Raw genomic sequence first — 24,240 nt, 5'->3', positions numbered from 1 at the left:
CCGCAATCGGGCGGTTTGCATGCGGCCTTCGGTTTTTGTGCTTCGCTTTCGCGTTCGACGGTGCTGCTTACCAGGGCGACTTGAAGATTTCGCGTCCCGCGCGCTGGCTATACGGACTGCCGTACACGCCGTTTGCGCCGCCCACATCGGCGGCATTCACCGCGCCGCCGCGCTGTGCAGCGCCACCTGCGCCACCCGCTCCCGCTGCGCCGCCGCCGTTCGCTGCCGCGCCACCGCGAGCGGGCCGCCGCATCGCCGCGCCGGCAGGCGCTGCCGCCGGGCCGTCGCCGCCTGCTGCCAGCGGGCCGCCTCCCGCCTGCGTATTCGGCTTCGCGGCGCGCATGCGTTCGTTGTTGAGCAGCGAATCGCGCTGCGAGTCGGGCGTCGCGCCTTGCATGTCGTAGCCGCCGAGCGCCATCGACGGTCCGCCGAGCAAGCGCTGCGCGTCGTCCTGCGTGCGCTGCGCGGCCGTCTTGCGCGCCGGCGCGTTGTTGCCGGCGTTGCCATTTCCATTGGCGTTGCCGCCGTTGTTATTGGCGGCGTTCTGTCCGTTACCCTGCGCGGCGTTGTTCTGCGCATGCGCGTGCGGCATCAGCGCGAGCGCCGACACGAGTGCCGCGCTCAACAGCAGTACGCGCGAACGCAGCCCGCCACGCCGGAGCAGAGCGGGCGACGCGCGCTGCCGCGAGCGAAGATGAGCAGCCATTGTCCTCTTCCTCCTGCAAACGTCATGAAGCCGGTGCTGTCATGTTGATACGGACACTCTGCATCGATCCGCCAAAGTTCCGCACGAGGCGGACAGCCGTCGTCCATAGTCTCGCGCGGGCCAGATAATCAAACGACAGGGCGCGCGGGTTCCGGCGATGGCCAACCAGTCGGACGACAGTCAGATGCGCTTCCATCGAATGGAGAAGACTATGGATAACACGTTCGGTCCGACCCTCGGTCGGGCAGCGGACGGCCAGGACGCGCGGATGAAAGACCAGCATGCCGCGCGCGCATCCGAGGCCGCAGCGCCCCCTGACCCTCCACCCTACGTTGCAGGTGCGACGCAGCCGCCTGGCCGCGTGATCGATCTGAGCAAAGCGGGCAAGGGCAACTATGTCGCGTCGCGTGGGTTTCTGACCGAGCTGGCCTGGTTCTTCGTCGAAGCGTGCGTGATCAATAACAAGCTGCTGCCTGTGTCGTCGGTGCGCGTCGCGTTGCTGAGGCTGTTCGGCGCGAAGATCGGCGCGAACTGCCGCTTCGTGCATCCCGTGCGCGTGAAGGCGCCGTGGAACCTGACGGTCGGCGACAACTGCTGGTTCGGCGTCGACGTGTGGCTCTACAACCAGGCGCCCATCCAAATCGGCTCGAATGTCTGCATCTCGCAGGGCAGTTTTCTGAGCGCGGGCTCGCATGACATGCGAACAAACATGGATCTGCGCGTGGCGCCCATCGTCATCGAGGACGGCGCGTGGATCTCGTCGAAGTGCGTCGTGCAGATGGGCGTGACGATCGGGCGGTCGGCTGTCGTGACGCCGCTGTCGGTCGTGCACCGCTCGCTCGAGGCGGAAGGCGTCTACGGGGGCAATCCATGTCGCTTCATCCGCAAGCGTTTCGATGCGGAGGTGCCCCGTCCCTCATAACGGTCACGCGATGCACGCTTCTGTCTGCCGGAAGCGCGAAGTTGGCGGATACGCTGCCTTACGCAGAGCCATCATCCTACGTAAGCACTGGCTGGCGCAGGAATACAGTATGCGTGCGCCGCCGTTCCGCTCGTGCAGACCCACAGGGCGTTGCCGCATGCCGAGCCCGGCTCGCATGCGCGGCGGGGGGCCAGAACGGACGATGCTTCACGCGGCCGTACAAGGTTCGAACAGAACACAAGCTGGGAGCAGGGGATGTTGATCGATACCCGCAGTGTCGAACAGGGCGTCGCTGTGTCGACGACGGTATGCATCATCGGGGCAGGCGTCGCGGGTATCACGCTCGCGATGGAGCTGGATCGCGCGGGCATCGATTGCTGCCTGCTCGAAAGCGGCGGCTACAAGGCCGACGACGAAACGCGCGATCTCTATCGTGGCGAGAACGTCGGCATCCCGTATACCTTCGCTGACGGCTGCAGGAGCCGCTATCTCGGCGGCAGCAGCAATTGCTGGGGCGGCTGGTGCCGGCCCCTCGACCCGTGGGACTTCGACAAGAAGGACTGGGTCGCGCACAGCGGCTGGCCGTTCGGCCTGGAAGAACTCGCGCCGTACTATCTGCGCACGCATGCGCTGCTCAAGCTCGGCCCGCACAATTTCGATCCCGCGTGGTGGGAGCAGCAGATCAACCGGCACGATGTGCGCCGCTATCCGCTGAGTTCGGGCAACGTGCGCGACACCGTTTCGCAGTTCAGTCCGCCCGTGCGTTTCGGCAAGGTGTATCGCGAGGTGTTGCGGCGCTCGGATCGCGTGCGGGTGTTCCTGTACGCGAACGTCGTCAATATCGACACCGATGCGCAAGCGACGGAAGTGACGGGCGTCGAGGTCGCGACGCTCACGGGCAAGCGCTTTCGCGTGAACGCGAAGGTCTTCGTGCTCGCTACAGGCGGCATCGAAAACGCGCGGCTGCTGCTGGCGTCGAACAAGGTGCAGGCAGCGGGCCTCGGCAACGGCAACGATCTGGTGGGCCGCTTCTTCATGGATCACCCGCGTCTGATGACGGGTACGGTGAAGTTCACGAAGGCGTGGTCGCGCAACAAGCTATACGACATCAAGTATCACTACCAGAACCCGGTGGTGGCCGCGCACGGCACGCATATTTCGTCGCAGTTCGCGCTGACGCACGATGTGATCAAGCGCGAGAAGCTGCTCAACTCGCGCGTCTGGTTCTTCTCGCGTTTCTTCGGCGAGGGCAGCGCGGGATCGGAGGCGCTGATCCGTTGCCGCGAGGCGCTGCATCGCAAGGAACAGCCGGGCCGGCGCGCGCGCGACGACTATCTGACGATGGCCGCGCATCCCGTCGATACCGTCGGCTTCGGGCTCACGCGTCTGTTGCAACTGCGTGCGCTGATTTCGGACGTGAAGCTGCAAGCGATCGTCGAAGCGGAGCCGAATCGCGACAGCCGCGTGATGCTGTCGGATCGCAAGGACAGTCTCGGCCTGCCGCGCGTGAAAGTGGACTGGCGGCTCACGGAACTCGTGCAGCGCACGTTCGACCGCACGTTCCAGCTGCTCGCGGAAGAACTGAAAATGATGGGCGTCGCCGATGTCGAACTCGACGCACCGCTCGAGGGCCGCGCGTGGCCGGCGAAACTCGAAGGCACGTGGCATCACATGGGCACGACCCGGATGCACGATTCGCCGCGCGAAGGTGTCGTCGATCGCGACTGCAAGATGCATGGCATGAGCAATCTGTATGTCGCGGGCAGTTCGGTGTTCCCGACCGTCGGCGCGAACTTCCCGACGATCACGATTTCGGCGCTCGCGCTGCGGCTGGGGGAGCATATCGCGCAGCGGCTCGGCAAGCCCGATACGGCGACCATCGTGCCGATCGGCGAGGCGGCGGGGATGCGCTACGGCGGCTCGGGCGCGGAACTCGGCAAGCTGCCGATCGCCGCGCAATCGCTGGTCAGGGCCGGAGGGAATGAGGCGATGTGATTCACGTTTGCCCGGGCACCGGCTGCTGATAAAAAATCCCGCGATAGATGTCGCGGGATTTTTTTATCGCAGAGGCAGGCGCGCGAAAAAATAACGGCCAGGACCGCGTCGCGAATCCTGGCCGCTGGAACGACATTCGCAAAGGATCAATTCACCGACGGCTCCCTCTGCGCGGGCGCCTTCGCCACCTTCGACACCATAGCGGCACCGCCGCCCGGCGTATTCTGCGGCGTCTGCTGATCGCCAGCGCGCGCTGCGGCCGCAGTCGCTGTCACGGGCGCAGCAGCCCCGGCAACCTGTGGCTGCAAAAGTGCCGTCAGCGAGTCCACCATGCTCGCAATCCCGAAGCGCGCATCGAACGTCCTGCGCGCCTGCTCGCGCATGTTCGCCTTCGCGACGGCGTCGAGCGAATGCCAGTTCAGCAGATTGCGCTGCGTGCCGTTGATGGTATCGCTGGAAACGAAGCCCGCATGATCGTTTTCGACTTCACGCCACACGCCGACCTTGTCCGACAGCAGCACGGGCAGTCCGCACGCCAGCGCTTCAGCGACGGCCACGCCGAAATTCTCCTGATGCGACGGCAGCGCGAACACATCGCTTGCATAGAAGGCGCCCCATTTCATATCGCCTTGTAACATGCCCGGCCACGTAAGCCGCTCTTCGATTCCGCACGAGCGCGCGAGCGCCTGCAACGGACGCTGCCAGCCCGTCGCATCGGGTCCGGCGATCACGAGATGCGCGTCGAGATCGCGCTGCGCGTGATCGGCGAATGCGTGAATCAGCAGATCGCAGCCCTTCTTCTCGTGAATGCGCCCGAGAAACAGCACGATCCGCTTGCCGCGCAGCTTCGGATGCGCGCTCAGGAACGCTTCACGCAGTGCCTGCGCATGCGGCGGCGGCGCGTTGGTGCCGAACGGCACGACGCGCTCGTTCGCGCGATACAGCCAGAACGACTGCCGCGCGAGCAGGCGCTCTTCTTCCGTCGTGAAGATCACGGCAGCCGCGTCGCGCAGCACGCGATATTCGGCCCACGGCCAGTACGCCCATTTCTTCAGATGCTTGAGCGGATACGTGCGCTTGAAATACGGATCGAGCATGCCGTGCGTGTACACGTAATACGGCACCTTCGCCGCGCGCAGCGCGCGCCACGCGCCGAAGCCGTGGTACTGCCACAGGCCGTGCACGATCACGGCATCGAAACGCTGCGCTTCGCGCGCGAGCCACGGCACGTAGTCCGGTGTGAAGCCATAGACGTTGCGGCCCGGACCGAGCGCATGCACGGGCAGCGGAAAATCGCGCACATGCGGCGCATCGGCGGCATCGAGCGACGCGACCTCGATCTCGTGGCCCAGCGACGCCATCGCGACGCCGCTCTGTCGTACACCTTCAGTCGGCCCGCCTGCCTGCGGGTCGACTGTCGAAAGCAGATGAAGAATTTTCATTGGCGGATAACACGGCGTAATGCGAAAAGGACCGGCGCAGCCGGGCGATGAAGCGAGACCATCCGCGTGATGCGCGTCGTTTGCACCTTGGTGCCTTCACGCGGACGCCGGCATGCCTCGTTGATGCAGATCGCCCGCGCGGCCTGCATCGTAGGGTTCGGAGCCCGACGCGTCCTGCAGCGTGCCGCGCGTCGAAGCTGCGGCGAACGGGGCAGGGCGCGGCGGCTGCGCGGGCGGCTGAGGACGATGCCGCGCGACCGCGGCCGTCGCCGGCTGCGGCGCCACAGGCTCGACGCGCGAGCGTGCCTTCGAATCCAGTTGCCGATGCAGCCGGCAATACGTGGCGACCGTGAGGCCGAGCGCCACGCCAAATACGAGTCCCGAGAAACGCGGGCCGAGCGGATTGCCGCCGATCGACGTCGCGGGCAGCGCGGCCAGCAGCAGGATCGCACGACCGAATACGGGCAGGAGCGGCGCGCCGGGACTTTTGCCGCGCCAGCGACGGTACGCGATCGCGCAATGCCACAACGTCACCAGCACCGCGAGCGGCAACCCGATGCCGAACAGCAGGCCGCCCGCGAACAGCTGATAGATCCAGAAGTTATGACCCGCCGCCCATTCGTGGATCGCGTAGAAGTCCTTTTCGCTGATCGTGCCGGCGAGATCGGGCAGATACTGCGGCGAATAGCGATAGTAGTGACCGTAGCCTTCGCCGAGCAGCAGCGATTGCGTCGACGACGTGACCTGATCGAACTGGTCCTTGATTTCGGCGAGGCGCGTGATCGTCGTCGGATCCTTGCCGGTGCGCGTATTCTCCGCCACCGTGAAGCGCTGCATCCAGTGCTCGCTGACGGACGGCATGCTCCAGATCGCAGCTGCCGCCATCGCGCCGAGCACGATGCTCACGATGAAAACCCGGAACGCCGAGCGCAGCAGATAACGCAGCGACGGTGCGCTCATCCACGCGGCCATCAGGAACAGCAGCACGGTGCCGACCAGCAGACTGCGTGTCACGCTCAGCAGTTCGACGAGCACCGTGCCGAGAAACACGGCGAGCATGAACGGTGAAAAGCGCCGCGCGAGCACGAACTCGTGCAGCAGCACGCCTTGCAGTCCGAGTATCGTCACGGAAACGATGCGAAAGCGCACATCGGCGATTCCGCCCAGGCCGCCGCCCGTCGCGATGCCGAAAATGAAGGTGAAGACGAGGCAGATGAGGTTCGCCCAGAACAGCGCCTTTTCGATCTGTCCGATGCGGTTTTCGTGCCAGGGATGGCAGGCCAGTGCGTAGCCGAGCAGAAAAAGCAGAAACGGCAACACCACACGCAGATAGTTGCCGAAATCGTTGCCCTGCACGAATTGCGAAATCAGGCTGCCAGGGACGCTGAGCACGAGGCAGAGCGTCACGAAGCGGCGCAGCGGCGAGGCCTGGCGAAAGCGCGGCGCGATGAAGATCAGCGCAAGCGCGGCGGCGAGCGTCGGAGCGACGAGCAGTATCTGCGCGGCGTGGCCCGAATCGGCGTCCGGTGCCTTGTAGTCGAGCGCGAGTGGGCACAAGCACATCCAGATCCACAACGTAGCGTACTTGTTGCGCATCGACGATTCTCCCCTTCCCGGTGCGGTGCGTTCATCGTGTGTCAGCGGCGCGCGCCACTGTTCAGTCTGAATATAAATGGATGGCCTGGCGTCAAGTCCGGGGCAGGCGTAATACGCCTGGGTTCTGGCGGGGTCGCACGATGCGGGCAAAAGCCCGTAGTCAGACGGTTTACCGGGGTCCGCCACGCTGTCCGACAAGGACAGCAACTTGGCGCACGAGTACGCAATCAAGCAAGCAACATGGCTGAAATAGCGTGTCAAAAAAGTGCCATGCCGACGATGCCGCCCGCAGCGCGCAGCCGGTCGCGATCAGGCACCGGACCGGTACGCGCGCAGGTCAAAAGCAGGCACGAAATTGCAGTCGATCTCCGCATGGCGGCTCACAAAGGCGCACATACAAAGACCAGCAAACGACGTCGAAGGGGAACAGGCATGAAGCTATTCGGCAGCACGCAATCGATGATGCGGGGCAGGTCGGTCGAGCTCGACTTCGTGCGCGGCATCGCGATTCTCGCGGTGATGGGCTACCACTTTCATGTGAATCACACGGGCAGCGCGCTGATTTCTATCATCGAATATCCGCTGAAGAACTTCGGCCGTGAGGGCGTGAACCTGTTCTTCACGCTGAGCGGCTTTCTCGTCGGCGGGCTGCTGCTGCGTCAATACGCGGAAACGGGTCACGTCGACGCGCGCCGCTTCATCGTGCGGCGGATGTTCAAGATCTGGCCCGCGTATTACGTGCTGATTCTTTTTCATTCGCTCGTCGGCCGCCATCCGCTCGATTCGTTCCTCTGGCAGAACCTGACGCATTTGCAGAACTACTTCGGCTCGTCGATTTCGCAGACGTGGAGTCTCGCCGTCGAAGAACATTTCTATCTGTTCCTGCCCGCCGTGCTGCTGCTGTTCGCGCGCTGGAAAATGCGCGCGGGTTCGATCATCGGTGTGCTCGGCGGCATCTGCGTGGTTGTGCTGATCGCGCGCTGCCTCGAAGTGGCGGGCGGCGACCTGCAGGCCGCGTTCTTCTACACGCAGTACCGGATCGACAGCCTGCTGTACGGCGTGATTCTCGCGGCGATCTACTGGATGAAGCCCGACGTGTATCAGGGCATCGCGAAGCGCACGGGCTTGCTGCTCGTCGTCGTGGCCGTGCTGGTCGCGTGGCTGGTGCTCGCCACCAAGCACGAACCGCTCGACGAAAGCATCGGCTACACGATTCAGGCGCTCGGCTTTTGCGCGTTCATCGTGCTGATGCTGGAGCACTCGGGCAAGGTGCGCGATTCGTTCGCGTATCGCGCGGTCGCGTGGCTCGGCGTGTACTCGTACGGTATCTATCTGTGGCACTCGCTCGCGCTCGCACCCGGCGACATCGTGATCCGCAAGACGACGGCGCTCGGTCTGCCGCCCGTGGCGATCTGGTTCGTCGCGCTGGCCGCGCAGTTCGCCGTCGCGATCATTGCTGGCTACGTGATGACGCGTGCTGTCGAGTACCCGTTCCTGCGGTTGCGCAATGCGCTGTTCCCGGCAAAACGCAATGCATCGGTGCGCGAGGAAATGCCCGTCGGCGGGCAGCTGTCCTGATTCGAACAAAACCAATGCTGCACAGTGCCGCACGCAACGCGTGCGCGCAGGCGGGCGAATAATGGGCCCGCAAGGGGAGAACTTGCGTGAGCTCCACAGGAACGCTGACGTGGCTTGACCGTATCGGCAGCCGCTGCGTGCTGCGCGCGAGCGCAAGCGCGTCGGGCGCCCCGGTCGCGAAACTGGCGGCACACGACGACGCGCGCGTCGCCGCACTCGATGCCGGCCGCGCACTCGCGATCGTCGGCGTGATTCTCGTGCACCTCGCGCTCTTCATGCCCGCGTTGCCTGCGTGGTTGCAGGCGTTCGCGGACATGGGGCAATACGGCGTGCAGCTGTTCTTCGTGATCAGCGCCGTGACGATCATGCTCACGCTCGAAGAAGAAACGAAGCGCTTCGGCGACGACCGCTCGCTGATTTCGCGGCGCTTCTACGTCAAGCGCTTCTTTCGGATCGCGCCGCTGTATTACGTTGCGATTGCCGTCTATTCGCTCGGCAATCTGCTCGCCGCTCATTTCAACACGCAGATCACGGCGCCGCACGACACGGCCGATGTGCTCGCGAACCTCATCTTCATTCATGCGTGGGTGCCGAGCGCCGTCAATACGGTGGTGCCGGGCGGCTGGTCGATCGGTGTGGAGGTGTGCTTCTATCTGTTCGCACCGCTCATCTTCATCGCGACGCGCACGCGCCGCGGGTTGTGGCGCACGTCGCTGGCGCTGCTGGTGTCCAGCGCGTTCGTGCTGGTGGCAGGCGCGTGCGCCGGCGACGTCTGCATCGTCGAGAACAATTCGTTCCTCTACTACTGGCCGCCGACGCAACTGCCGTGCTTCGTCGTGGGCTTCATCCTCGCGCGATACGGCAAGCGGCTGCTGCTGCGCGACGGCATGAAGCTGTCGAGGTTCGGCATTGCGTGTGCGCTGGCCGCGTGCGCCGGATGTCTCGTGCTGCTGTACGCGACGGGTTCCGGACTCGGCCTCGCGCACTGGCTCGCGCCGACGCTCGCCGCGTGCGCGGCGGCTGCGCTGTTGCTGCTGCTCGCACAGTTGCCGCGTCGCTATCCGGGCGCGCGGATGGTCGCCGCGTTCGGGCAGAACAGCTATGGGCTGTACATCTGGAGCTTCGTGATGATCTTGATGGTGCGCGTCGCGCTGAAGACGCCGCTCGATGCGCTCGATCATCGTGTGCCTGTGCTCGGGTTTGCGATTGCCGCGCTGTTCGCGTGCTGCGCGAGCTACGTGGCCGCGCGGATCAGCGCGACGCGCATCGAGCGGCCTTGTGCGCAATGGGCGCGGCAAGTGCTGCTGCCGCGCGCGGCGCCTGCAAAGCGGATCGAAGTGAGTGGGGAAACGCCGGAATGAGCGGTCAGGCTGTACGCTGACGACGCGCCAAACAGGCGCCGTGCGCCGTGAATCACGTCAGACGCGCGTGCCGATGGCAGCCGTAATCGCCTGGCGCAGCGTTTCCTTGAATTGACCGAGCGTGTTGCGCGCGAGCAGATGATCGAGCGGACGTTGATGCTTTTCGCCGCGTCGCCATTGGTCGGCGATTTCATCGAGCGCGCGCGTGATCGACGCCGCCGACAGATCGTCGAGACACGGCCCGAGCTGGCCGCCGCGGCAGAACCAGCCGATCAACCCATCGCTCGTCGCGACGACGGGCTTGTCGAAGCGATACGCCTGCACCAGCACGCCGCTCATTCCATAGTGGCCCTTGTAGCCGAGCCAGACGACGTCGCACGCGGAGAACAGGTCGCGCTCCATCTCGTTCGAAATGAAGCGGTCGAGTATCACGGGCGCGGGCTTGAGAATCGGAATGAACGCGCGCATGAAGCCGCGAATCTCCTGGTCCTGTTCGCCCGCGAGCAGCAGCGTCGGCGCGTCCTTCATCCCGGCGAGCGCTTCGACGAGTTCGCAGATGCCCTTGCGCTCGCTGATCGAGCCGTAGACGAGCAGATAGCGGCCGGCGGGATCGAGATCGAGACGCTCGCGTGCGACGAAGGGATCTTCGGCCTTCGCATCGGGAAACGGATCAGCGACATATTCGACCGATGCGCCGTGCTTCGGCTTCGTGCGGCCGATCCATTCGGACAGCGTCGGGTCGATCGACAGCAGCGTGCGCAGTCCTTTCGTATGCACGGCGCGACGGAACAGCAGCGACTTCACCAGATTGACGAGCGGCCGTCCCGGCGTGCGCACGCCGACCTTGCGATGATGAAACGTCGCGCGCATCGTGATCGCGATCCACGGCGCGCGGCCGAACGGCGTGCCGAGCAGCGGCAGCGCATGGAAGAAGTAATCGACGTACGGCACGACCACGAGACGCACGCGTTCGACGTGTTTGATCGAGTCGTAAGCGAGCTTGAAATACGCGTGAAAGCGCGCGTAGCTGATGCGCCTGAGTCCGCGGCTCTGGCGCTGGCTTTCCGAATCGACGAAGGCGATCTGCAGGTCTTCGCGCCGCGCGGCCATGATTTCGCGCGCGAGCCGGTGATCTTCGTTCGAGTTCTCGGTCACGACGAGAACGGGATAGCCTGCTTCGAGGCAGGTCTGCGCGATCCATTCGACATAGCGCCACCGATGCCCGGTGAAGTTCGGCTCGATGATGACGACGTAGCCGAGTCTCGCGGCATCGGCGATGGGTGCTTCAGCGGGCACTAGATGGGTTGCGCGTTCCATAGGGATCGTAGGGAGCAGCCTTGGGTCCACCTTAGCATCTGGCCTACGGCGCGAACCGACAATTTCGCCAGTTCTTTGGCGAGAACAGACAGCCACCAGGGTGCCGTTGCCGAATCTGACTGACTGATGGCGTCCGTGCGCGTGTGCGTCGGGGTACCTTGAGGGACGGCTTGCGTGAGCCGGCGGAGGGGCTGTGTCCGCCACGGAAGCAGGCGCTCGGGCGCATGCTCCGATCGACAGCATGGGACAGGAGAAAAAGATTGCGGACGATGAGGCTACCGGCGTTTTCGTTCAGGGCAGGCCTGGGTTCGAGCGCAGCGACATGGGTGCTGTTGCAGCAGGTGTTGATGCGCGGGCTCGTGGCCATCAAGTTTCTCGCGATCGGCCGCATTCTCGGGCCGGAGGCGATCGGCAGCGTGAGCGTCGCACTGCTCGCCGTCGCGATTGCGGAAGCGCTGTCGGACACGGGGTTATCGCAGGCGGTGATCCAGGGGCAGGCTGCGCCGACGCGCGATGAACTGGGCGCCGTCTGGACCACGCTCGCGACGCGCGGCGTGGTGATCGGCGCCGCGCTCGTCGCGATTGCGCCGTTGATGAACAACCAGTTTCATCTGGGCGGCGCGCTGCTGCTGCTGCAGCTCGCGGCGCTGTTGCCGCTGCTGCGCGGCGTCGCGTCGCCGGCCTATTACGTCGTACAACGCGAGCGGCGCTTCCAGCATGTCGCGCTCGTCGAGGTATCGGCGGCGTTCGTCGACTGCTGCTTTGGGCTCGCGCTGGCGCTCGCAGGGGCGGGCGCGTACTCGGTGCTGATCGGGATGATCGTCGGTGAATCGCTGAAGACGGCGCTCACGTGGATCACGATGAATCCGCGTCCGCCCATCCGCCTGCGCTGGTCGGGCATCGGTCATTACATCGGTTTCAGCCGGTGGATCTGGGCGGGCAGCGTCGTCAATCTCGTGCTCAACCAGTTCGACAAGGTCGTGGTCGGCAAGCTGCTCGGGCCGGCGCAACTGGGCGCGTACCAGATGTCCTCGCGGCTCGCGCAGATGCTGCTCGCCGATGCCGCGATCGCGATGTCTCAGTACCTGTTCCCGACGTTCGCTGCGCGTCATCGCACCGATCCTCACGCGGCCGCTCGGCTCTTCAAGCGTTATATCGGCGTGATCGCGCTGGGGCTGGTGGTCGTCGTGATCGTGCTGCGGCTCGCGGCGCAGCCGCTGTTCTCGCTGATTCTCGGACCTGCCTGGCTGCCCGCCGTGCCGCTCTTCAAGATCTTCGTGATCAACATGGCGATCGGCGCGCTGATCGCGGTGCTGGTGTCGTATCTGCGGGCTGTCGGCGATGCGAAAGCGACGACGCAGGCTTCCGTCATCCAGGTGCTCGTGCTGCTCGCGTGCGTGCCGCCCGCGACGCACTACTGGGGCGTGACGGGTATTGCGTGGGCGATGACGGTCGGCCTGAGTTCGGCGGCTGCATGGATGACGTACCGGACCGCGAGGGTCATGTGATGCGGATACTTCATCTCGTGCTGGAGCCGCGTCTGTCGGGCGCGGAAGTGCTGGCGAAGGATCTCGCGATTCATCAGCAGCGCGACGGCAGCGTGGTCGGCGTGACGGCGCTGCTGCCCGAGAAGCCCGACTTCGCGCCGTTGACGCGCGAGCTGGAAAGCCACGGCGTCGAATGTGTGTTTCCGGCGAAGCGTTCGAACCTGCCCGGCAAGCTGATTCACCTGGCCGCCGTGCTGCGGCGCTTCAGGCCCGACGTGCTGTTCGCGCACGCGACGATCCCCGCGTTCTACGCGCGCGCATTGCCGACGCGCGTGCCCGTGGTCTACGTGATGCATTCCGCCGTCAACGATTTCGAGCGCAAGCTGTTTCGCAATGTCGAGCGTCTGCTGTCGTCGCGGGCGCGCGCGGTGATCGGCGTGTCTCCCGCGAACGTGCGGGACTACAACGACTGCGTCGGCTCGCATCCGCTCGTGACGTTGATTCCGAATGGCGTCGACACGTCGCGCTTCACATTCGACGATCGCCCGTGCTCGGGCGATGCGCCGCCGCAGATCGTGCAGATTGGCCGTTATACGTCGGTGAAGAACCAGTTGCAGACGGTGCACGCGTTTCGCGAAGTTGCCACGCAAGTGCCGGACGTGCGGCTGCAACTGTACGGCGTGGTCGAAGATCCGGCCTATCTCGCGGCCATCGAAGATCTCGTCAAGAAGCTCGGCCTCGAAGATCGCGTGAGGGTCGATGGTCCGCATTCGGACGTCAGCGGCGTGCTGCGCGCGTCGAATGTGTTCGCGATGCCTTCGCGTTCGGAAGGGCACAGCATCGCGTTTCTGGAGGCGCTGGCGTCGGGGATTCCTGTCGTCGCGAGCACGATTGTGCCGTTTCAGTTCGCGAAGACGCTGCCGGGCGTGCAACTCGTCGATACCGACGAAACGTCTGCATATGCCGCGGCGCTGCTTCACGCGCTTGCACAGCCCAAAGTGCCGCGGTCGCTGGCGGGTTTGACGTTGCAGGATACGGCGCAGCGATATCTGGCCGTGGCGCAGCAGGTGATCGGCGCGCGGGCTTGAACTCTATAGCGTTTGCGCGCGATGAGGCGATGGTGACGCGTGAGGTGACGCGTGGGATGAAACGCGCCCGTCAGGGCTTCAGCGATGCGCGGACGATCTCCGCCAGCTTTCTGCCGAGCGTCGGCGAATTCAGCTGCTGATACTTCGAGTGGGCCGCAGCGGCGGCGGCGCGCATCGTGTCGGGCGGCATCGTCCAGACGCGGCGCAACGTGTCCGCGAGCGCCTCGACGCCGCCTTCGCGTGGATAGAAGAAGCCCGTGCTGCCTTCTTCGACATAGCCGGGCTCCGGGCCCATGTGGCGCTGCATTTCGTCGTGGACGAGGGGCGGCAGGCTCAGGCCGAACATGTGCACGACGCTCAGACCCGCCGCGCCCGGATAGCAGCCGATACGGCATTGCCGGCTGATCGCCGCGATGCGGCTTTCGTCGAACACGGGACCGTACCAGACCACATAGTCGCGCTCGCCGTACAGCCGCTTGAGCTGCGCGCTGTGCTTGCCGCCGCCGACCAGATGCAGCGTGATCTGATGATCCTCGTTGCGCAGACGGCCGACGGCTTCGATCAGCGCGTCGACGTTCGAGTCGTCGCGTAGCCGTCCAAGGAACAGGATGCCCGTCTCCTTGCCCGTTTTCTCGGCGGGATCGACGGTATGTTCGACGGTCAGCGAGTTATCGGCCACGATCAGTTTCCCGGAAGGACAACCGACGCTCTCCAGCGAACGCTTGGACGCGTCGGTATAGCAGATGTACTGCGTCGACAGCGCGACGGCGATCCGGTAGCACAGCCCGCGGATCAGGCCGACGTCTTCTTCGTGCCGGTACAGCCCCTGTCCGTGGATCAGGACGGGAATTCGCATCGCGCGGCCGGCCATCAGCGCGAGCCACAGCGACAGATAGCGGATATCGGCGAACATCAGGACGGCGGCGGGGCGCTCGCGCACGATTCGCCCGACGACTTCGCGCTGCATGTTGATGCCTGGCGCAAACACGTGGCTGATCTGTGTTTCGACGAATTCGGCGCACGCGGGTTTCTCGCGCGAAAACCCGTTCGATTCCATGCCTGCGGAACTGGCGAAGAGCTTGACGGAAAAGAGCCGGTTCAGCGACTCGATGACCTCCATCCGGTAGTGGGCGATCAACGGCTGCACGTAGAAAACGGTCCGCTTGTTGTCGGCCGTCGTGCTTTTGCCCAACGATGCAGTACTCCAATCGGTAAGCAGTTTGTCGGTCACCGGATCGAGCCTTTACAGGTTAGTGCTGCGCTGTTGTTTGAAGGTCGCTTGAATTATGCAGTAGACAATTCCCTTACGTAGTTTGATTGGCTGAAATTGACTACGGCGAAGGGCTTATTGTCGGGAAAACACTATTTTTTCTGAAGGCGGAATGGAATTGGGCTTCGAAACGGCTTCCGTTTCAGACGATGCATGCGTCTGGTGCAAGCCAGGTAAGGGTTTGGACAATTATCGACAGTGTTGGGCGGCGTGCAACGTTTGCCCCGGAAAACCCATTCTTTGGTGCTGCCATTTCAATTTAATTGCGGCTTTTTAAAAGCGCCGATCGCGATTTTACAATTGAATAAGTCCAGTAATTTTGGCGTAGCGTAATTGAAAAAGAATGGGTGCGAGTAATTTTTTCGCCGACAGCGATAGTGCCTGAGATGGGGATTGGGCGGTCGATATGCGTTGTGCAGAAAGCGCGACGCGAAATAAAAAGGGCCCGGCTTTCGCCGGGCCCTTCGAATCTTTTGGTAGGCCGTACGGGATTCGAACCTGTGACCAACGGATTAAAAGTCCGCTGCTCTACCAGCTGAGCTAACGACCCAAAAGAGAAGCGAGATTATATCGGCGATACGCCTGGCTGTCAATAAACCGGCCAGCAATCGGCGTCTGCGCGCGTCCAAAAGAAAAGCCCGGAACGTTGGCGTTCCGGGCTTTCCGGCGAGAGGCGCGCGTATCGGTTCTTAAAGCGTCGACACTGCGCGTTTTACTGCATCACAACAAACGGGCGCGCGCACGAAGCGTACGCCACGAATCATTTGATCTGCGAAAGTTTGCTTTGTGCCGACTGCGCGACATCCGAACCGCCGTACTGCGCGACGATCTGTTCGAGCGTCTTCTTGGCGGCGGCCTTCTGGCCTTGTTCGAGCTGGTTGTTCGCGATAGCCAGCAGCGCCTCCGGCGCGCGCGGATGCTGCGGATACTTCTGCGCGACGTTTTGCCATACCGACGTCGAGCCCTTGTAGTCGCGCAGCGCATACAGCGCGTTGCCGAGCCAGTATTGCGCGGTAGGCTGATACGGGCTTTGCGGATACTTCGCGATGAAGCTGCGGAACGAGGTCGCCGCGTTCTTGAAGTCACCGCTGCGGAACTGCTGCGAAGCCGCGTTGAACGCCTCCGTTTCGCCTGGCTGCACGGTGCCCTCGACGCCATCGACCGTCTGTTGCTGCGGCTCGAACTTCTTCAGTCGACCGTCGAGGTCGGTGTAGTAGTCCTTTTGCTGCTTCTGCAACGTCGCGACCTGATTGGTGAGGTCCTCGTTCTGACCGCGCAGCGTCGCGACCTGCTGATTGAGCTGGTCGAGACGGTTCTGCTGGTCGAGGATCGTGCGTTGAGCCGCCGACAGCTGGCTCGACAGACTATCAGTCTTGGTGCGCAGATCGAGGATCGCCTGGCGAGCCTGATCGTCGTCGAACATGCCGGCGTGGGCGGGAAGGGCCATTACGGCCGTCCCCGCGACGCAGGCGGCTGCGGCCATGCGCAGCCAGGAAAAACGGTGCGTCATACGGCTTGTCACCTATTACTGTTGATAGACGAGGTCCGCGCGGCGGTTTTGCGCCCACGACGCTTCATCGTGACCCGTTGCCTGCGGCTTTTCCTTGCCGAGGCTCACGGCTTCCATTTCCGAATCCGGCACGCCCAGCAGCGACAGCGAACGGCGCACGGCTTCAGCACGCTTCTGGCCGAGTGCCAGGTTGTACTCGCTCGTGCCACGCTCGTCGGTGTTGCCCTGGATCAGGACGTGACGTTGCGGGTGGCTCTTCAGGTACTGAGCGTGTTGCTGCAGCAGCGGCTGGTAGTCGTCCTTGACCGAGTAGCTGTCGAAGTCGAAATAGATGCTGCGCTTTGCCAGCGGGCTGTTCGGATCGTTCAACGGATCGACGTTCACCGTGGCGACATCGTTCGGGTTCGGTTGCGCGCCAGTCGCGCCGCCCTTGCCGGCGTTTTCGTCGAGCTTAACGCCCGAATGACATGCAGCGAGCGTGCCGACCATTGCCACGGCAAGCGCGATACGAAGTTTGGACATCATGCTTCACTCTCCTTGTGTGTTATTGCATAAACGGGCCCCAGGAAGGCTCGCGTACGCTGCCCCCCTGAACGGACAGGACCTGCCGCGTCCGACCGTCGGTCGATACTGCGGCCAACACGCCACGGCCGTTCACCTGAGTGGCGTAAAGAATGTACTGACCATTCGCCGCGAAGCTCGGCGATTCGTCATGTGTTGTATCGGTGAGCGCCGTCGCGACGCCCGACTGCAGATCCTGGATATACAGCTTGAAGCCCCCGCCCGTACGCGAGATATATGCGAGCTGCTTGCCGTCCGGGCTCACGCGCGGACTCGTATTGTAGTTACCCGTGAACGTCACGCGCTGCGCGCCGCCCGATGACTCGCCGCTGGCGGACATCTTGTAGACCTGCGGCTGGCCGCCTCGATCGCTCGTGAAGTAGATCGACTGGCCATCCGGCGAATACGACGGCTCGGTATCGATCGAGCTGCCTTGCGTCAGGCGGCGCAGACCGCTGCCATCGGCGTTGACGGCGAAGATCTGCGTGTTGCCGGTGCGCGACAGCGCGACGGCGAGCGTGCGGCCGTCAGGCGACCAGGCGGGCGCGCTGTTGTTGCCCTTCTGGTCGGACACGACCACGCGGCGGCCCGTCGGCAGGTCATGGATGTAGACGATCGGCTTCTTCTTTTCGAACGAAACGTACGCGACCTTCGTGCCGTCCGGCGACCATGCCGGCGAGATGATCGGCTCCGGGCTGGACAGGGCGATGTGCGCGTCCTGGCCGTCCGAATCCGAAATCTGCAGCTGATAGCGGTTGCCCGTCTTGATCACGTACGACAGACGCGTCGCGAACACGCCGCGGCCGCCCATCAGCTTTGCGTAGATGTAGTCAGCCACCTTGTGCGCGCTCATGCGCAGCCCGCTTTCCGGGCTGACCAGCTCGAGGCCGCCGAGGCTTTGCTGGTTGACAGTGTCGTACAGCTTGAAGCGCACCTGATACTGGCCGTTCGGCAGTTTCGTGACGCTACCCGCGACGAACGCGTTCGCGCCCTTTGCCTTCCATGCGCCGAGATCGACGGAATCACCTTCCGAAACGGGCGCACTGCCTGCGTCGATGTTGGTGAATTTACCGCTACGTTGAAGATCCTGGCGGACGATCGTGCTGATCTGCTGGGGAGAATTTGCCTCGTTGGCAAAATTTGCCGTGGCAATCGGGAACTGCGTAGAACCGACGCCCGTCACGAGCACGTTGAGTTGTGCATGGGCGGCACCGCCCGCGGCGATCAGACACGACGCTACGAGTGCTCGCAGGCCTAGCTTGGTCATCAAACTCATTGTTTATAAATTCCCCATAAAACGAATTTCTAACACTCCACAACTGCAAACAGACCGGCTTGAGCAGAAATCGTTCCCGCTCCGCGCGCAACAGCGTGCGAATCGGAAACGACATGTCAGGCGGCCGGACGCAGTGTGATCTTGAAGCTTTCAGGCGTCTTGCCGTTGACGTCCTGTGGCATCGGATCCGAGCGCTGGACCGCACGCAGCGCGGCGGCGTCCCATGCGTCGTTCCCGCTGCTGCGCGTAACCGTCGCGCTCAGCAGCGTGCCCGTCGGCGAGCAACGCACGGAAACGACGGTCTCGAGACCCGACGTATCACCCGACCAGACGATGTTCGGCTGCACGCGGCGCTTGACCTTATCCGCGTAGCCGGGCGATGTCGCCGTGCCACCGGAACCCGTGCCCGTGCCGCTCTTCGCGAGACCGTTGCCCGTCGAACCTTCGCCGCCCGCCATACCCTGCAGCGCGGCGAGACGCTGACGGCGCTCCGCGTCGAGCTTCTTCGCGGCATCGGCCTGTGCCTGCGCCTGGGCTTTGGCCTTCGCGGCCTTCGCCGCGTCAGCCTTGGCCTGCGCTTCGGCTTGAGCCTGCTTCGCTTCCTGTTCCTTCTGCTCCTTCTGCTTTTGCTGCTCTTCCTGCTGCTTCTTCAGCTGATCCTGCTTCTGCTGGGCGAGTTGCTGCTGCTTGAGCTTTTCAGCCTGCTGTTGCTGTTGCTGCTGCTTGAGCTTCGCGGCGGCGGCAGCCGCGGCCTGGTCGGCCGCGAGTTGCTGCTGGCGTTTCGCCTCGGCTTCCTGCTGGGCCTGCAGCTTCTGCTGACGCTGCTGCTCGGCGAGTTCGGCCTGACGCTGCGCTTCCTGCTGCTGCTTGCGCTTCTTCTCCTGCAGCGCGATGTCGGCTTCTTCGTCGTTGACCTGCGGCGCCGGCTTGACGGGCGCAGGTGCGGGCGGCGGCGGAACGGGGCGGGGCGTCGGCACGTCGGGCACTTCCGTCCACAGTTCGGCTTCGGCGCCAGCCGGCGTGCTGTTCTGCCAGTGGATGCCGTGATACAGGAAGAACCCGAGCAACACGTGCATCACCACGGCCAGCGCGACGGCGCGGCCGGTACCGCGCTCGCGCGGCGGCTGTAACGGGTAGACGTTTTTCTCTCGGCGGGTCATTGCGATTTGACGAGCAATCCAACGCGCTTGACGCCGCGAGCCTTCAGGTCGGACATCACGTTCATCACGACTTCATACTTGACCGTCTTGTCGGCGGCGATCACGACGGGCTGATCGGGGTGCGAAGCCTGACGGTCAGTGACGAAGCTGCGCAGATCGGCCTGCGTCATCGTCTCCTGCTGGGTCGCGCCCGCGTCGTCCTTGTACTTCACATTCATGTTGCCGTCGGCCTTGATGTTGACGACGACGGGCGGCGTCTGCTGTTGCGGCGCGGCGCCGCCGACCGTCGGCAGATTCACGATGGACGGCGCCACGAGCGGCGCCGTCACCATGAAAATCACGAGCAGCACGAGCATCACGTCGATGTACGGCACGACGTTGATGTCGGCCATCGCGCGGCGCGAGCGGCTGCCGCGCATGCTGGAACGAACTGAACCGGCCATCGTGGACTCCTTAATGGGCCTGACGCTGCAGGATGTTCGAGAACTCTTCGATGAAGGTTTCGAAGCGGATCGCGAGGCGATCGATGTCGTGCGCGTAACGGTTATAGGCGACCACGGCGGGGATCGCGGCGAAGAGGCCGATGGCCGTTGCCGTCAGTGCCTCGGCGATGCCGGGCGCGACGTTCGCGAGCGTGGCCTGCTGGACGTTGGCGAGGCCGCGGAACGCATTCATGATGCCCCACACCGTGCCGAACAGACCGATATACGGGCTGACCGAACCAACGGAAGCGAGGAACGCGAGGTTGGCTTCGAGCACGTCCATTTCACGCTGGAACGCAGCGCGCATGGCGCGGCGTGCGCCGTCGAGAATCGCGCCCGGATCGTTGATCCGCTTTTCCTTGCCCTTCAGGAACTCGCGCATGCCCGACTCGAAAATACGTTCGAGCGCGCCGATCGTGTGACGGTTGTTCGCGGCGCTCTGGTACAGCGCCTGCAGGTCGCCGCCCGACCAGAAATCGCGTTCGAAACGCTCAGTCTGCGCCCGCGCACGGCGAATCGCAAACCACTTGCGGAAGATGAAAGTCCACGACATCAGCGACAGCAACAACAGCAGCGCCATCACTGCCTGCGCCAGCAGGCTCGCATTGAGAACGAGGGAAATGATCGACAGATCTTGTGTAGTGTTCATATAGGTTCGATGTAACGTCCCGGGTGGGGCGTCCGGCTGCAAGGTGGGTCGAAGCGTTCGGTTGGCATTCAGTTGGCAAACCGGAAGCTTCGGCGGGTCCTTCGCCGAACCATGCTTGGTCTTGTTGTGACCGTTACGAGTTCACTGTCCAGCCATTAACGGCGCTTATTAAGCAGCCGTTGACATGCTGGCGCCGTTTGAGTCCGGTTCGCGCTGCAAAGCGGCGTGAACCGGCGGAGGAATGGCTGCCGGTTTCATCGATTTCGAATCGACGCAACCGACGCGGATCGTGCCCGTCGCCAGCAGCGTGTCGCCGCGCCAGGCTTCCTGGGCGAAATCCACCGACGCGCGGCCAAGCTTCTCGATCCGGCTGACGATGCGCAGCATGTCGTCGAGCCGGGCGGGCGCGCGATAGTCGAGGGCAGTGCTGCGCACGACGAAGAGCGCTCCCGTTTCATCCGCGAGCTTGCGTTGATCGACGCCGCACGCGCGCAGCCATTCGGTGCGCGCGCGCTCGAAAAATTTCAGGTAGTTCGCGTAAAACACGATGCCGCCGGCGTCGGTGTCTTCGTAATACACGCGAATCGGCCAGATAAAGCCGCCGACTTCCGCGCCGGACTGACTGTCAGACATATTCATGGCGCGCATTTTACCGGAACGCAAAAGGGCGCCGCATTTTTGGGCACTTCTGTAGCGGAATGTGTTTTACCGGCGCGACAGGCGCTGCATCGACGCCGCTGCATGTGACTGATACATGCGGCCCGACGCAGCGCCTTCGTGACCTCAGCCGCGATGAATGTTCAGACCAGCGAACGACTGCGCGACGGGCATCAGTTCGATCGTATTGATGTTGACGTGCGCGGGGCGCGTCGCGATCCAGTAGATCGAATCGGCGATGTCTTCGGCCGTGAGCGGCTGGACGTTCTGATAGACGTTCGCAGCCTTCTCGTCGTCGCCGCGGAAACGCACGTTCGAAAACTCGGTGCCGCCGCACAGCCCCGGCTCGATGTCCGTCACGCGGATGGGCGTGCCGTGCAGATCCGCGCGCAGATTCAGACTGAACTGGCGCACGAACGCCTTGGTCGCGCCGTACACGTTGCCGCCCGGATACGGCCACGAGGCCGCTACCGAGCCCAGATTGAACACATGCCCGCGATTGCGCTCGATCATGCCCGGCAGAAACGCGCGCGTGACCTGCACGAGACCCGTACAGTTGGTCTCGATCATCGTGGTCCAGTCATCGAGCACGGCACGCTGCGCGGGCTCGAGCCCGAGCGCGAGGCCGGCGTTGTTGACGAGCACGTCGACGGCGGCAAAGTCGGCGGGCAGCGCGGTGGGGACGGCTTCGACGGCGGCGCGGTCGCGCACGTCGAGCTCGAACGGCAGCAGGTTGTCGCCGAGTTCGTCGGCGAGCGCCTGCAGACGATCCTTGCGGCGCGCGGTGGCGACGACGCGATGGCCGCCTTTGACGAAAGCCCGGGCGATAGCGGCGCCGAACCCTGCGGACGCGCCGGTGACGAACACGATCATTGCTGTTCCCTGGTCGGTGAAGAAAGGCCACAAGCCTACTTCCAATGGGGCGATGCGGCAAGAATGACCCCGCCGCGCGAAGGCACGTTCGAGCGGGCCTCCCGGTGGCCTCTGCAACGGCACGACGGGGCTTCGGACGGCCTACGCGGGGCGCTTGCCGGCTTGGTTGCCTATTCGACACGGTTCCAATAAACTAACGCGCTCATCCCTGCGTGACTGGCGATAGAACCCAACGCTGTCAAGCGTGACGGGTTCAAGGTGGAGCGTCCCACCGTGAAGCGCAGGGTGCCGTTTTGCCGTTCGCCTGGGCAGCCATGTTTCGCGCGCGCCGTCGTTTGCGCTGCCGGTGGTTGTCCTGACTCGCGTGTGCGGCACCTCCTTCATACGCCACGTCAAGGCTCCCACCATCAGCAGTGGCCAGCAGTGCTGCGTACCTACTACGCTCTCGGCACACGACCTGCGCACGATCCGGTCAACCTGAACACACTTAACGGAACCAGCATGTTTGACAGAGCCCAAAGCACCATCGCCAACGTCGATCCGGAAATCTGGAACGCCATCCAGGACGAAAACCGCCGTCAGGAAGAGCACATCGAACTGATCGCGTCGGAAAACTACACGAGCCCGGCCGTGATGGCCGCACAGGGCTCGCAGCTCACCAACAAGTACGCCGAAGGCTATCCCGGCAAGCGCTACTACGGCGGCTGCGAATACGTTGACGTCGTCGAGCAGCTCGCGATCGACCGCGTGAAGCAGCTGTTCGGCGCCGAAGCTGCGAACGTCCAGCCGAACTCGGGTTCGCAGGCCAACCAGGGCGTGTTCTTCGCGATGCTCAAGCCGGGCGACACGATCATGGGCATGAGCCTCGCGCACGGCGGCCACCTGACGCACGGCTCGCCCGTCAACATGTCGGGCAAGTGGTTCAACGTGATCAGCTACGGCCTGAACGAAGCCGAAGACATCGACTACGACGCGGCTGAAAAGCTCGCGCAGGAACACAAGCCGAAGATCATCGTCGCGGGCGCATCGGCGTTCGCGCTGCGCATCGACTTCGAACGTCTGTCGAAGATCGCGAAGTCGGTCGGCGCGTATCTGATGGTCGACATGGCGCACTACGCCGGCCTGATCGCCGCGGGCGTCTATCCGAACCCGGTGCCGTTCGCCGACTTCGTCACGACGACCACGCACAAGAGCCTGCGCGGCCCGCGCGGCGGCGTGATCCTGATGAAGGCCGAATTCGAGAAGCAGATCAACTCGGCGATTTTCCCGGGCATCCAGGGCGGTCCGCTGATGCACGTGATCGCCGGCAAGGCTGTCGCGTTCAAGGAAGCGCTGGCGCCCGAGTTCAAGGAATATCAGCAGCGCGTGGTCGAGAACGCACGCGTGCTGGCTGAGACGCTCGTCAAGCGCGGTCTGCGCATCGTGTCGGGCCGCACGGAAAGCCACGTGATGTTGGTCGACCTGCGCGCGAAGAAGATCACGGGCAAGGCTGCGGAAGCGGCGCTCGGCGCGGCGCACATCACCGTCAACAAGAACGCGATTCCGAACGATCCGGAAAAGCCGTTCGTGACGAGCGGTGTCCGTCTGGGCTCGCCTGCAATGACGACGCGCGGTTTCGGCACGAAGGAAGCCGAGCAGGTCGGCAACCTGATCGCTGACGTGCTGGACAACCCGGAAGACACGGCGACGATCGAGCGCGTTCGCGCGCAGGTCGCCGAGCTGACGAAGCGTTTTCCGGTTTACCGCTAAGCCACCATGCGCTGCCCCTTCTGCCGGCATGAGGACACACAGGTCGTCGACTCGCGTGTGTCGGAAGACGGCGCCGCGATCCGGCGCCGCCGCCGTTGCCCGGCCTGCGACAAGCGTTTCACGACGTACGAGCGGGTCGAGCTGGCGTTGCCCTCGGTCGTGAAGAAGGACGGCAGCCGCACGGAATTCGATCGCCGCAAGATCGTCGCGAGCATGCAACTGGCGCTGCGCAAGCGTCCAGTTGCTGCCGACGCCGTCGATGCCGCCGCATCGCGCATCGAGTATCAACTGCTCGGCAGCGGCGAGCGCGAAGTGCGCAGCGAGCGTCTTGGCGAACTCGTGATGAACGAACTGCGTGCGCTCGACACCATCGCGTACGTGCGCTTCGCTTCCGTGTACCGGCGTTTCGAAGATGTCTCCGAATTCGAAGACGTCATTGAAGAGTTTCGCCGGATGAACGCTCCGGCCGCGCCCGCGAAGCCTTCGCGCAAGCGCTGATTTCTCGCGTATCCGCATTTTCTCTCCCTGAAGTTCTTCCACGAATTCACCTGATGCACGGAC

At 63.9% G+C, this 24,240-nt stretch carries 22 protein-coding genes, 1 tRNA gene and 1 riboswitch; of the genes, 9 read left to right on the top strand and 14 right to left on the bottom strand.

The genetic code is table 11. The features are described 5' to 3' along the window. Positions 1-67: 67 nt before the first annotated feature. Positions 68-706 (bottom strand): hypothetical protein, encoded by a 639-nt coding sequence (locus QEN71_RS26340; RefSeq protein WP_201650882.1) that lies wholly within the window; start codon positions 704-706, stop codon positions 68-70. Between the two features lie 211 nt (positions 707-917). Here QEN71_RS26340 and QEN71_RS26335 point away from each other — a divergent pair, with 211 nt between their 5' ends. Both QEN71_RS26335 and QEN71_RS26330 read left to right on the top strand, forming a co-directional pair. Continuing rightward, positions 918-1,628: a DapH/DapD/GlmU-related protein gene (locus tag QEN71_RS26335; protein WP_201650883.1), complete on the top strand. Its 711-nt coding sequence runs from the start codon at positions 918-920 to the stop codon at positions 1,626-1,628. Between the two features lie 255 nt (positions 1,629-1,883). After that, positions 1,884-3,623 (top strand): FAD-dependent oxidoreductase, encoded by a 1,740-nt coding sequence (locus QEN71_RS26330; RefSeq protein WP_201650884.1) that lies wholly within the window; start codon positions 1,884-1,886, stop codon positions 3,621-3,623. A 146-nt stretch (positions 3,624-3,769) separates the two neighbouring features. Here QEN71_RS26330 and QEN71_RS26325 read toward each other — a convergent pair whose 3' ends face one another. Both QEN71_RS26325 and QEN71_RS26320 read right to left on the bottom strand, forming a co-directional pair. Continuing rightward, positions 3,770-5,065 (bottom strand): glycosyltransferase, encoded by a 1,296-nt coding sequence (locus QEN71_RS26325; RefSeq protein WP_223959305.1) that lies wholly within the window; start codon positions 5,063-5,065, stop codon positions 3,770-3,772. A gap of 96 nt (positions 5,066-5,161) precedes the next feature. Continuing rightward, entirely contained in the window at positions 5,162-6,661 is a 1,500-nt protein-coding gene (locus QEN71_RS26320; protein WP_201650885.1) for a hypothetical protein, read from the bottom strand. 432 nt (positions 6,662-7,093) lie between these two features. Here QEN71_RS26320 and QEN71_RS26315 point away from each other — a divergent pair, with 432 nt between their 5' ends. Together QEN71_RS26315 and QEN71_RS26310 are read left to right on the top strand one after the other, a co-directional pair. Further along, complete coding sequence (locus tag QEN71_RS26315; RefSeq protein WP_201650886.1) at positions 7,094-8,239, top strand: acyltransferase family protein; 1,146 nt, start codon at positions 7,094-7,096, stop codon at positions 8,237-8,239. Positions 8,240-8,325: 86 nt separating this feature from the next. Next, on the top strand, positions 8,326-9,600 hold the full coding sequence (locus QEN71_RS26310) for an acyltransferase family protein (RefSeq protein ID WP_201650887.1): 1,275 nt from the start codon (positions 8,326-8,328) through the stop codon (positions 9,598-9,600). Between the two features lie 57 nt (positions 9,601-9,657). On the opposite strand, the gene QEN71_RS26305 is transcribed toward QEN71_RS26310, so the two are convergent. After that, positions 9,658-10,917, bottom strand: coding sequence for a glycosyltransferase (locus QEN71_RS26305; RefSeq protein WP_201650888.1), 1,260 nt, complete (start codon positions 10,915-10,917; stop codon positions 9,658-9,660). A 260-nt stretch (positions 10,918-11,177) separates the two neighbouring features. Here QEN71_RS26305 and QEN71_RS26300 point away from each other — a divergent pair, with 260 nt between their 5' ends. Beyond that, positions 11,178-12,425: an oligosaccharide flippase family protein gene (locus QEN71_RS26300; protein ID WP_201650889.1), complete on the top strand. Its 1,248-nt coding sequence runs from the start codon at positions 11,178-11,180 to the stop codon at positions 12,423-12,425. Next, the gene (locus QEN71_RS26295) at positions 12,425-13,492 is read left to right on the top strand and encodes a glycosyltransferase (RefSeq protein ID WP_201651039.1); all 1,068 of its coding nucleotides are present in this window, start codon (positions 12,425-12,427) and stop codon (positions 13,490-13,492) included. Before QEN71_RS26300 ends, QEN71_RS26295 begins: the two co-directional genes overlap by 1 nt. Before the next feature lie 70 nt (positions 13,493-13,562). Here the strand turns inward: QEN71_RS26295 and QEN71_RS26290 are convergent, their stop codons facing one another. Continuing rightward, entirely contained in the window at positions 13,563-14,723 is a 1,161-nt protein-coding gene (locus QEN71_RS26290; protein WP_201650890.1) for a glycosyltransferase, read from the bottom strand. Positions 14,724-14,809: 86 nt separating this feature from the next. On the opposite strand from QEN71_RS26290, the gene QEN71_RS26285 reads away from it, so the two are divergent. Then, entirely contained in the window at positions 14,810-15,025 is a 216-nt protein-coding gene (locus QEN71_RS26285; RefSeq protein WP_201650891.1) for a hypothetical protein, read from the top strand. Positions 15,026-15,236: 211 nt separating this feature from the next. Here QEN71_RS26285 and QEN71_RS26280 read toward each other — a convergent pair. From QEN71_RS26280 to ydfG, 9 genes are all read right to left on the bottom strand, one after another. Next, positions 15,237-15,312 (bottom strand) — tRNA-Lys (locus QEN71_RS26280). A gap of 210 nt (positions 15,313-15,522) precedes the next feature. Beyond that, positions 15,523-16,272, bottom strand: coding sequence for a tol-pal system protein YbgF (gene ybgF, locus QEN71_RS26275; protein ID WP_201650892.1), 750 nt, complete (start codon positions 16,270-16,272; stop codon positions 15,523-15,525). Between the two features lie 15 nt (positions 16,273-16,287). After that, a complete protein-coding gene (pal, locus tag QEN71_RS26270) occupies positions 16,288-16,797 on the bottom strand; it encodes a peptidoglycan-associated lipoprotein Pal (RefSeq protein WP_012401833.1) in 510 nt (169 codons plus the stop codon). Between the two features lie 19 nt (positions 16,798-16,816). Next, on the bottom strand, positions 16,817-18,109 hold the full coding sequence (tolB, locus tag QEN71_RS26265) for a Tol-Pal system beta propeller repeat protein TolB (protein WP_201650893.1): 1,293 nt from the start codon (positions 18,107-18,109) through the stop codon (positions 16,817-16,819). A gap of 116 nt (positions 18,110-18,225) precedes the next feature. Beyond that, positions 18,226-19,269: a cell envelope integrity protein TolA gene (tolA, locus tag QEN71_RS26260; protein ID WP_201650894.1), complete on the bottom strand. Its 1,044-nt coding sequence runs from the start codon at positions 19,267-19,269 to the stop codon at positions 18,226-18,228. Continuing rightward, positions 19,266-19,712 (bottom strand): protein TolR, encoded by a 447-nt coding sequence (tolR, locus tag QEN71_RS26255; RefSeq protein ID WP_036002958.1) that lies wholly within the window; start codon positions 19,710-19,712, stop codon positions 19,266-19,268. The genes tolA and tolR overlap by 4 nt, the downstream gene beginning before the upstream one ends. A 10-nt stretch (positions 19,713-19,722) precedes the next feature. Then, entirely contained in the window at positions 19,723-20,400 is a 678-nt protein-coding gene (gene tolQ / locus QEN71_RS26250) for a protein TolQ (RefSeq protein ID WP_012401829.1), read from the bottom strand. Positions 20,401-20,568: 168 nt separating this feature from the next. Continuing rightward, positions 20,569-21,048: a tol-pal system-associated acyl-CoA thioesterase gene (gene ybgC / locus QEN71_RS26245; RefSeq protein WP_201650895.1), complete on the bottom strand. Its 480-nt coding sequence runs from the start codon at positions 21,046-21,048 to the stop codon at positions 20,569-20,571. Positions 21,049-21,183: 135 nt separating this feature from the next. Further along, on the bottom strand, positions 21,184-21,930 hold the full coding sequence (ydfG, locus tag QEN71_RS26240) for a bifunctional NADP-dependent 3-hydroxy acid dehydrogenase/3-hydroxypropionate dehydrogenase YdfG (RefSeq protein ID WP_201650896.1): 747 nt from the start codon (positions 21,928-21,930) through the stop codon (positions 21,184-21,186). 202 nt (positions 21,931-22,132) lie between these two features. Then, a riboswitch (ZMP/ZTP riboswitch) is annotated at positions 22,133-22,247 on the top strand. A 184-nt stretch (positions 22,248-22,431) separates the two neighbouring features. On the opposite strand from ydfG, the gene glyA reads away from it, so the two are divergent. Continuing rightward, the gene (glyA, locus tag QEN71_RS26235; protein ID WP_201650897.1) at positions 22,432-23,679 is read left to right on the top strand and encodes a serine hydroxymethyltransferase; all 1,248 of its coding nucleotides are present in this window, start codon (positions 22,432-22,434) and stop codon (positions 23,677-23,679) included. A 6-nt stretch (positions 23,680-23,685) separates the two neighbouring features. Continuing rightward, complete coding sequence (gene nrdR, locus QEN71_RS26230) at positions 23,686-24,177, top strand: transcriptional regulator NrdR (RefSeq protein ID WP_201650898.1); 492 nt, start codon at positions 23,686-23,688, stop codon at positions 24,175-24,177. Positions 24,178-24,240: the final 63 nt, after the last annotated feature.

Origin of the sequence: Paraburkholderia sabiae (assembly GCF_030412785.1) — a bacterium.
Taxonomy (GTDB): domain Bacteria; phylum Pseudomonadota; class Gammaproteobacteria; order Burkholderiales; family Burkholderiaceae; genus Paraburkholderia; species Paraburkholderia sabiae.
The sequence above is the reverse complement of the archived record's forward strand: the minus strand, read 5'-3'. Positions and strand labels throughout refer to the sequence as shown.

Bases quoted from the DNA above. Each gene is read 5' to 3' on its own strand.
- QEN71_RS26340 (WP_201650882.1), bottom strand. From the start codon at position 706: ATGGCTGCTCATCTTCGCTCGCGGCAGCGCGCGTCGCCCGCTCTGCTC.
- QEN71_RS26335 (WP_201650883.1), top strand. From the start codon at position 918: ATGGATAACACGTTCGGTCCGACCCTCGGTCGGGCAGCGGACGGCCAG.
- QEN71_RS26330 (WP_201650884.1), top strand. From the start codon at position 1,884: ATGTTGATCGATACCCGCAGTGTCGAACAGGGCGTCGCTGTGTCGACG.
- QEN71_RS26325 (WP_223959305.1), bottom strand. From the start codon at position 5,065: ATGAAAATTCTTCATCTGCTTTCGACAGTCGACCCGCAGGCAGGCGGG.
- QEN71_RS26320 (WP_201650885.1), bottom strand. From the start codon at position 6,661: ATGCGCAACAAGTACGCTACGTTGTGGATCTGGATGTGCTTGTGCCCA.
- QEN71_RS26315 (WP_201650886.1), top strand. From the start codon at position 7,094: ATGAAGCTATTCGGCAGCACGCAATCGATGATGCGGGGCAGGTCGGTC.
- QEN71_RS26305 (WP_201650888.1), bottom strand. From the start codon at position 10,917: ATGGAACGCGCAACCCATCTAGTGCCCGCTGAAGCACCCATCGCCGAT.
- QEN71_RS26295 (WP_201651039.1), top strand. From the start codon at position 12,425: ATGCGGATACTTCATCTCGTGCTGGAGCCGCGTCTGTCGGGCGCGGAA.
- ybgF (WP_201650892.1), bottom strand. From the start codon at position 16,272: ATGACGCACCGTTTTTCCTGGCTGCGCATGGCCGCAGCCGCCTGCGTC.
- pal (WP_012401833.1), bottom strand. From the start codon at position 16,797: ATGATGTCCAAACTTCGTATCGCGCTTGCCGTGGCAATGGTCGGCACG.
- tolB (WP_201650893.1), bottom strand. From the start codon at position 18,109: ATGAGTTTGATGACCAAGCTAGGCCTGCGAGCACTCGTAGCGTCGTGT.
- tolA (WP_201650894.1), bottom strand. From the start codon at position 19,269: ATGACCCGCCGAGAGAAAAACGTCTACCCGTTACAGCCGCCGCGCGAG.
- tolR (WP_036002958.1), bottom strand. From the start codon at position 19,712: ATGGCCGGTTCAGTTCGTTCCAGCATGCGCGGCAGCCGCTCGCGCCGC.
- tolQ (WP_012401829.1), bottom strand. From the start codon at position 20,400: ATGAACACTACACAAGATCTGTCGATCATTTCCCTCGTTCTCAATGCG.
- ybgC (WP_201650895.1), bottom strand. From the start codon at position 21,048: ATGCGCGCCATGAATATGTCTGACAGTCAGTCCGGCGCGGAAGTCGGC.
- ydfG (WP_201650896.1), bottom strand. From the start codon at position 21,930: ATGATCGTGTTCGTCACCGGCGCGTCCGCAGGGTTCGGCGCCGCTATC.
- glyA (WP_201650897.1), top strand. From the start codon at position 22,432: ATGTTTGACAGAGCCCAAAGCACCATCGCCAACGTCGATCCGGAAATC.
- nrdR (WP_201650898.1), top strand. From the start codon at position 23,686: ATGCGCTGCCCCTTCTGCCGGCATGAGGACACACAGGTCGTCGACTCG.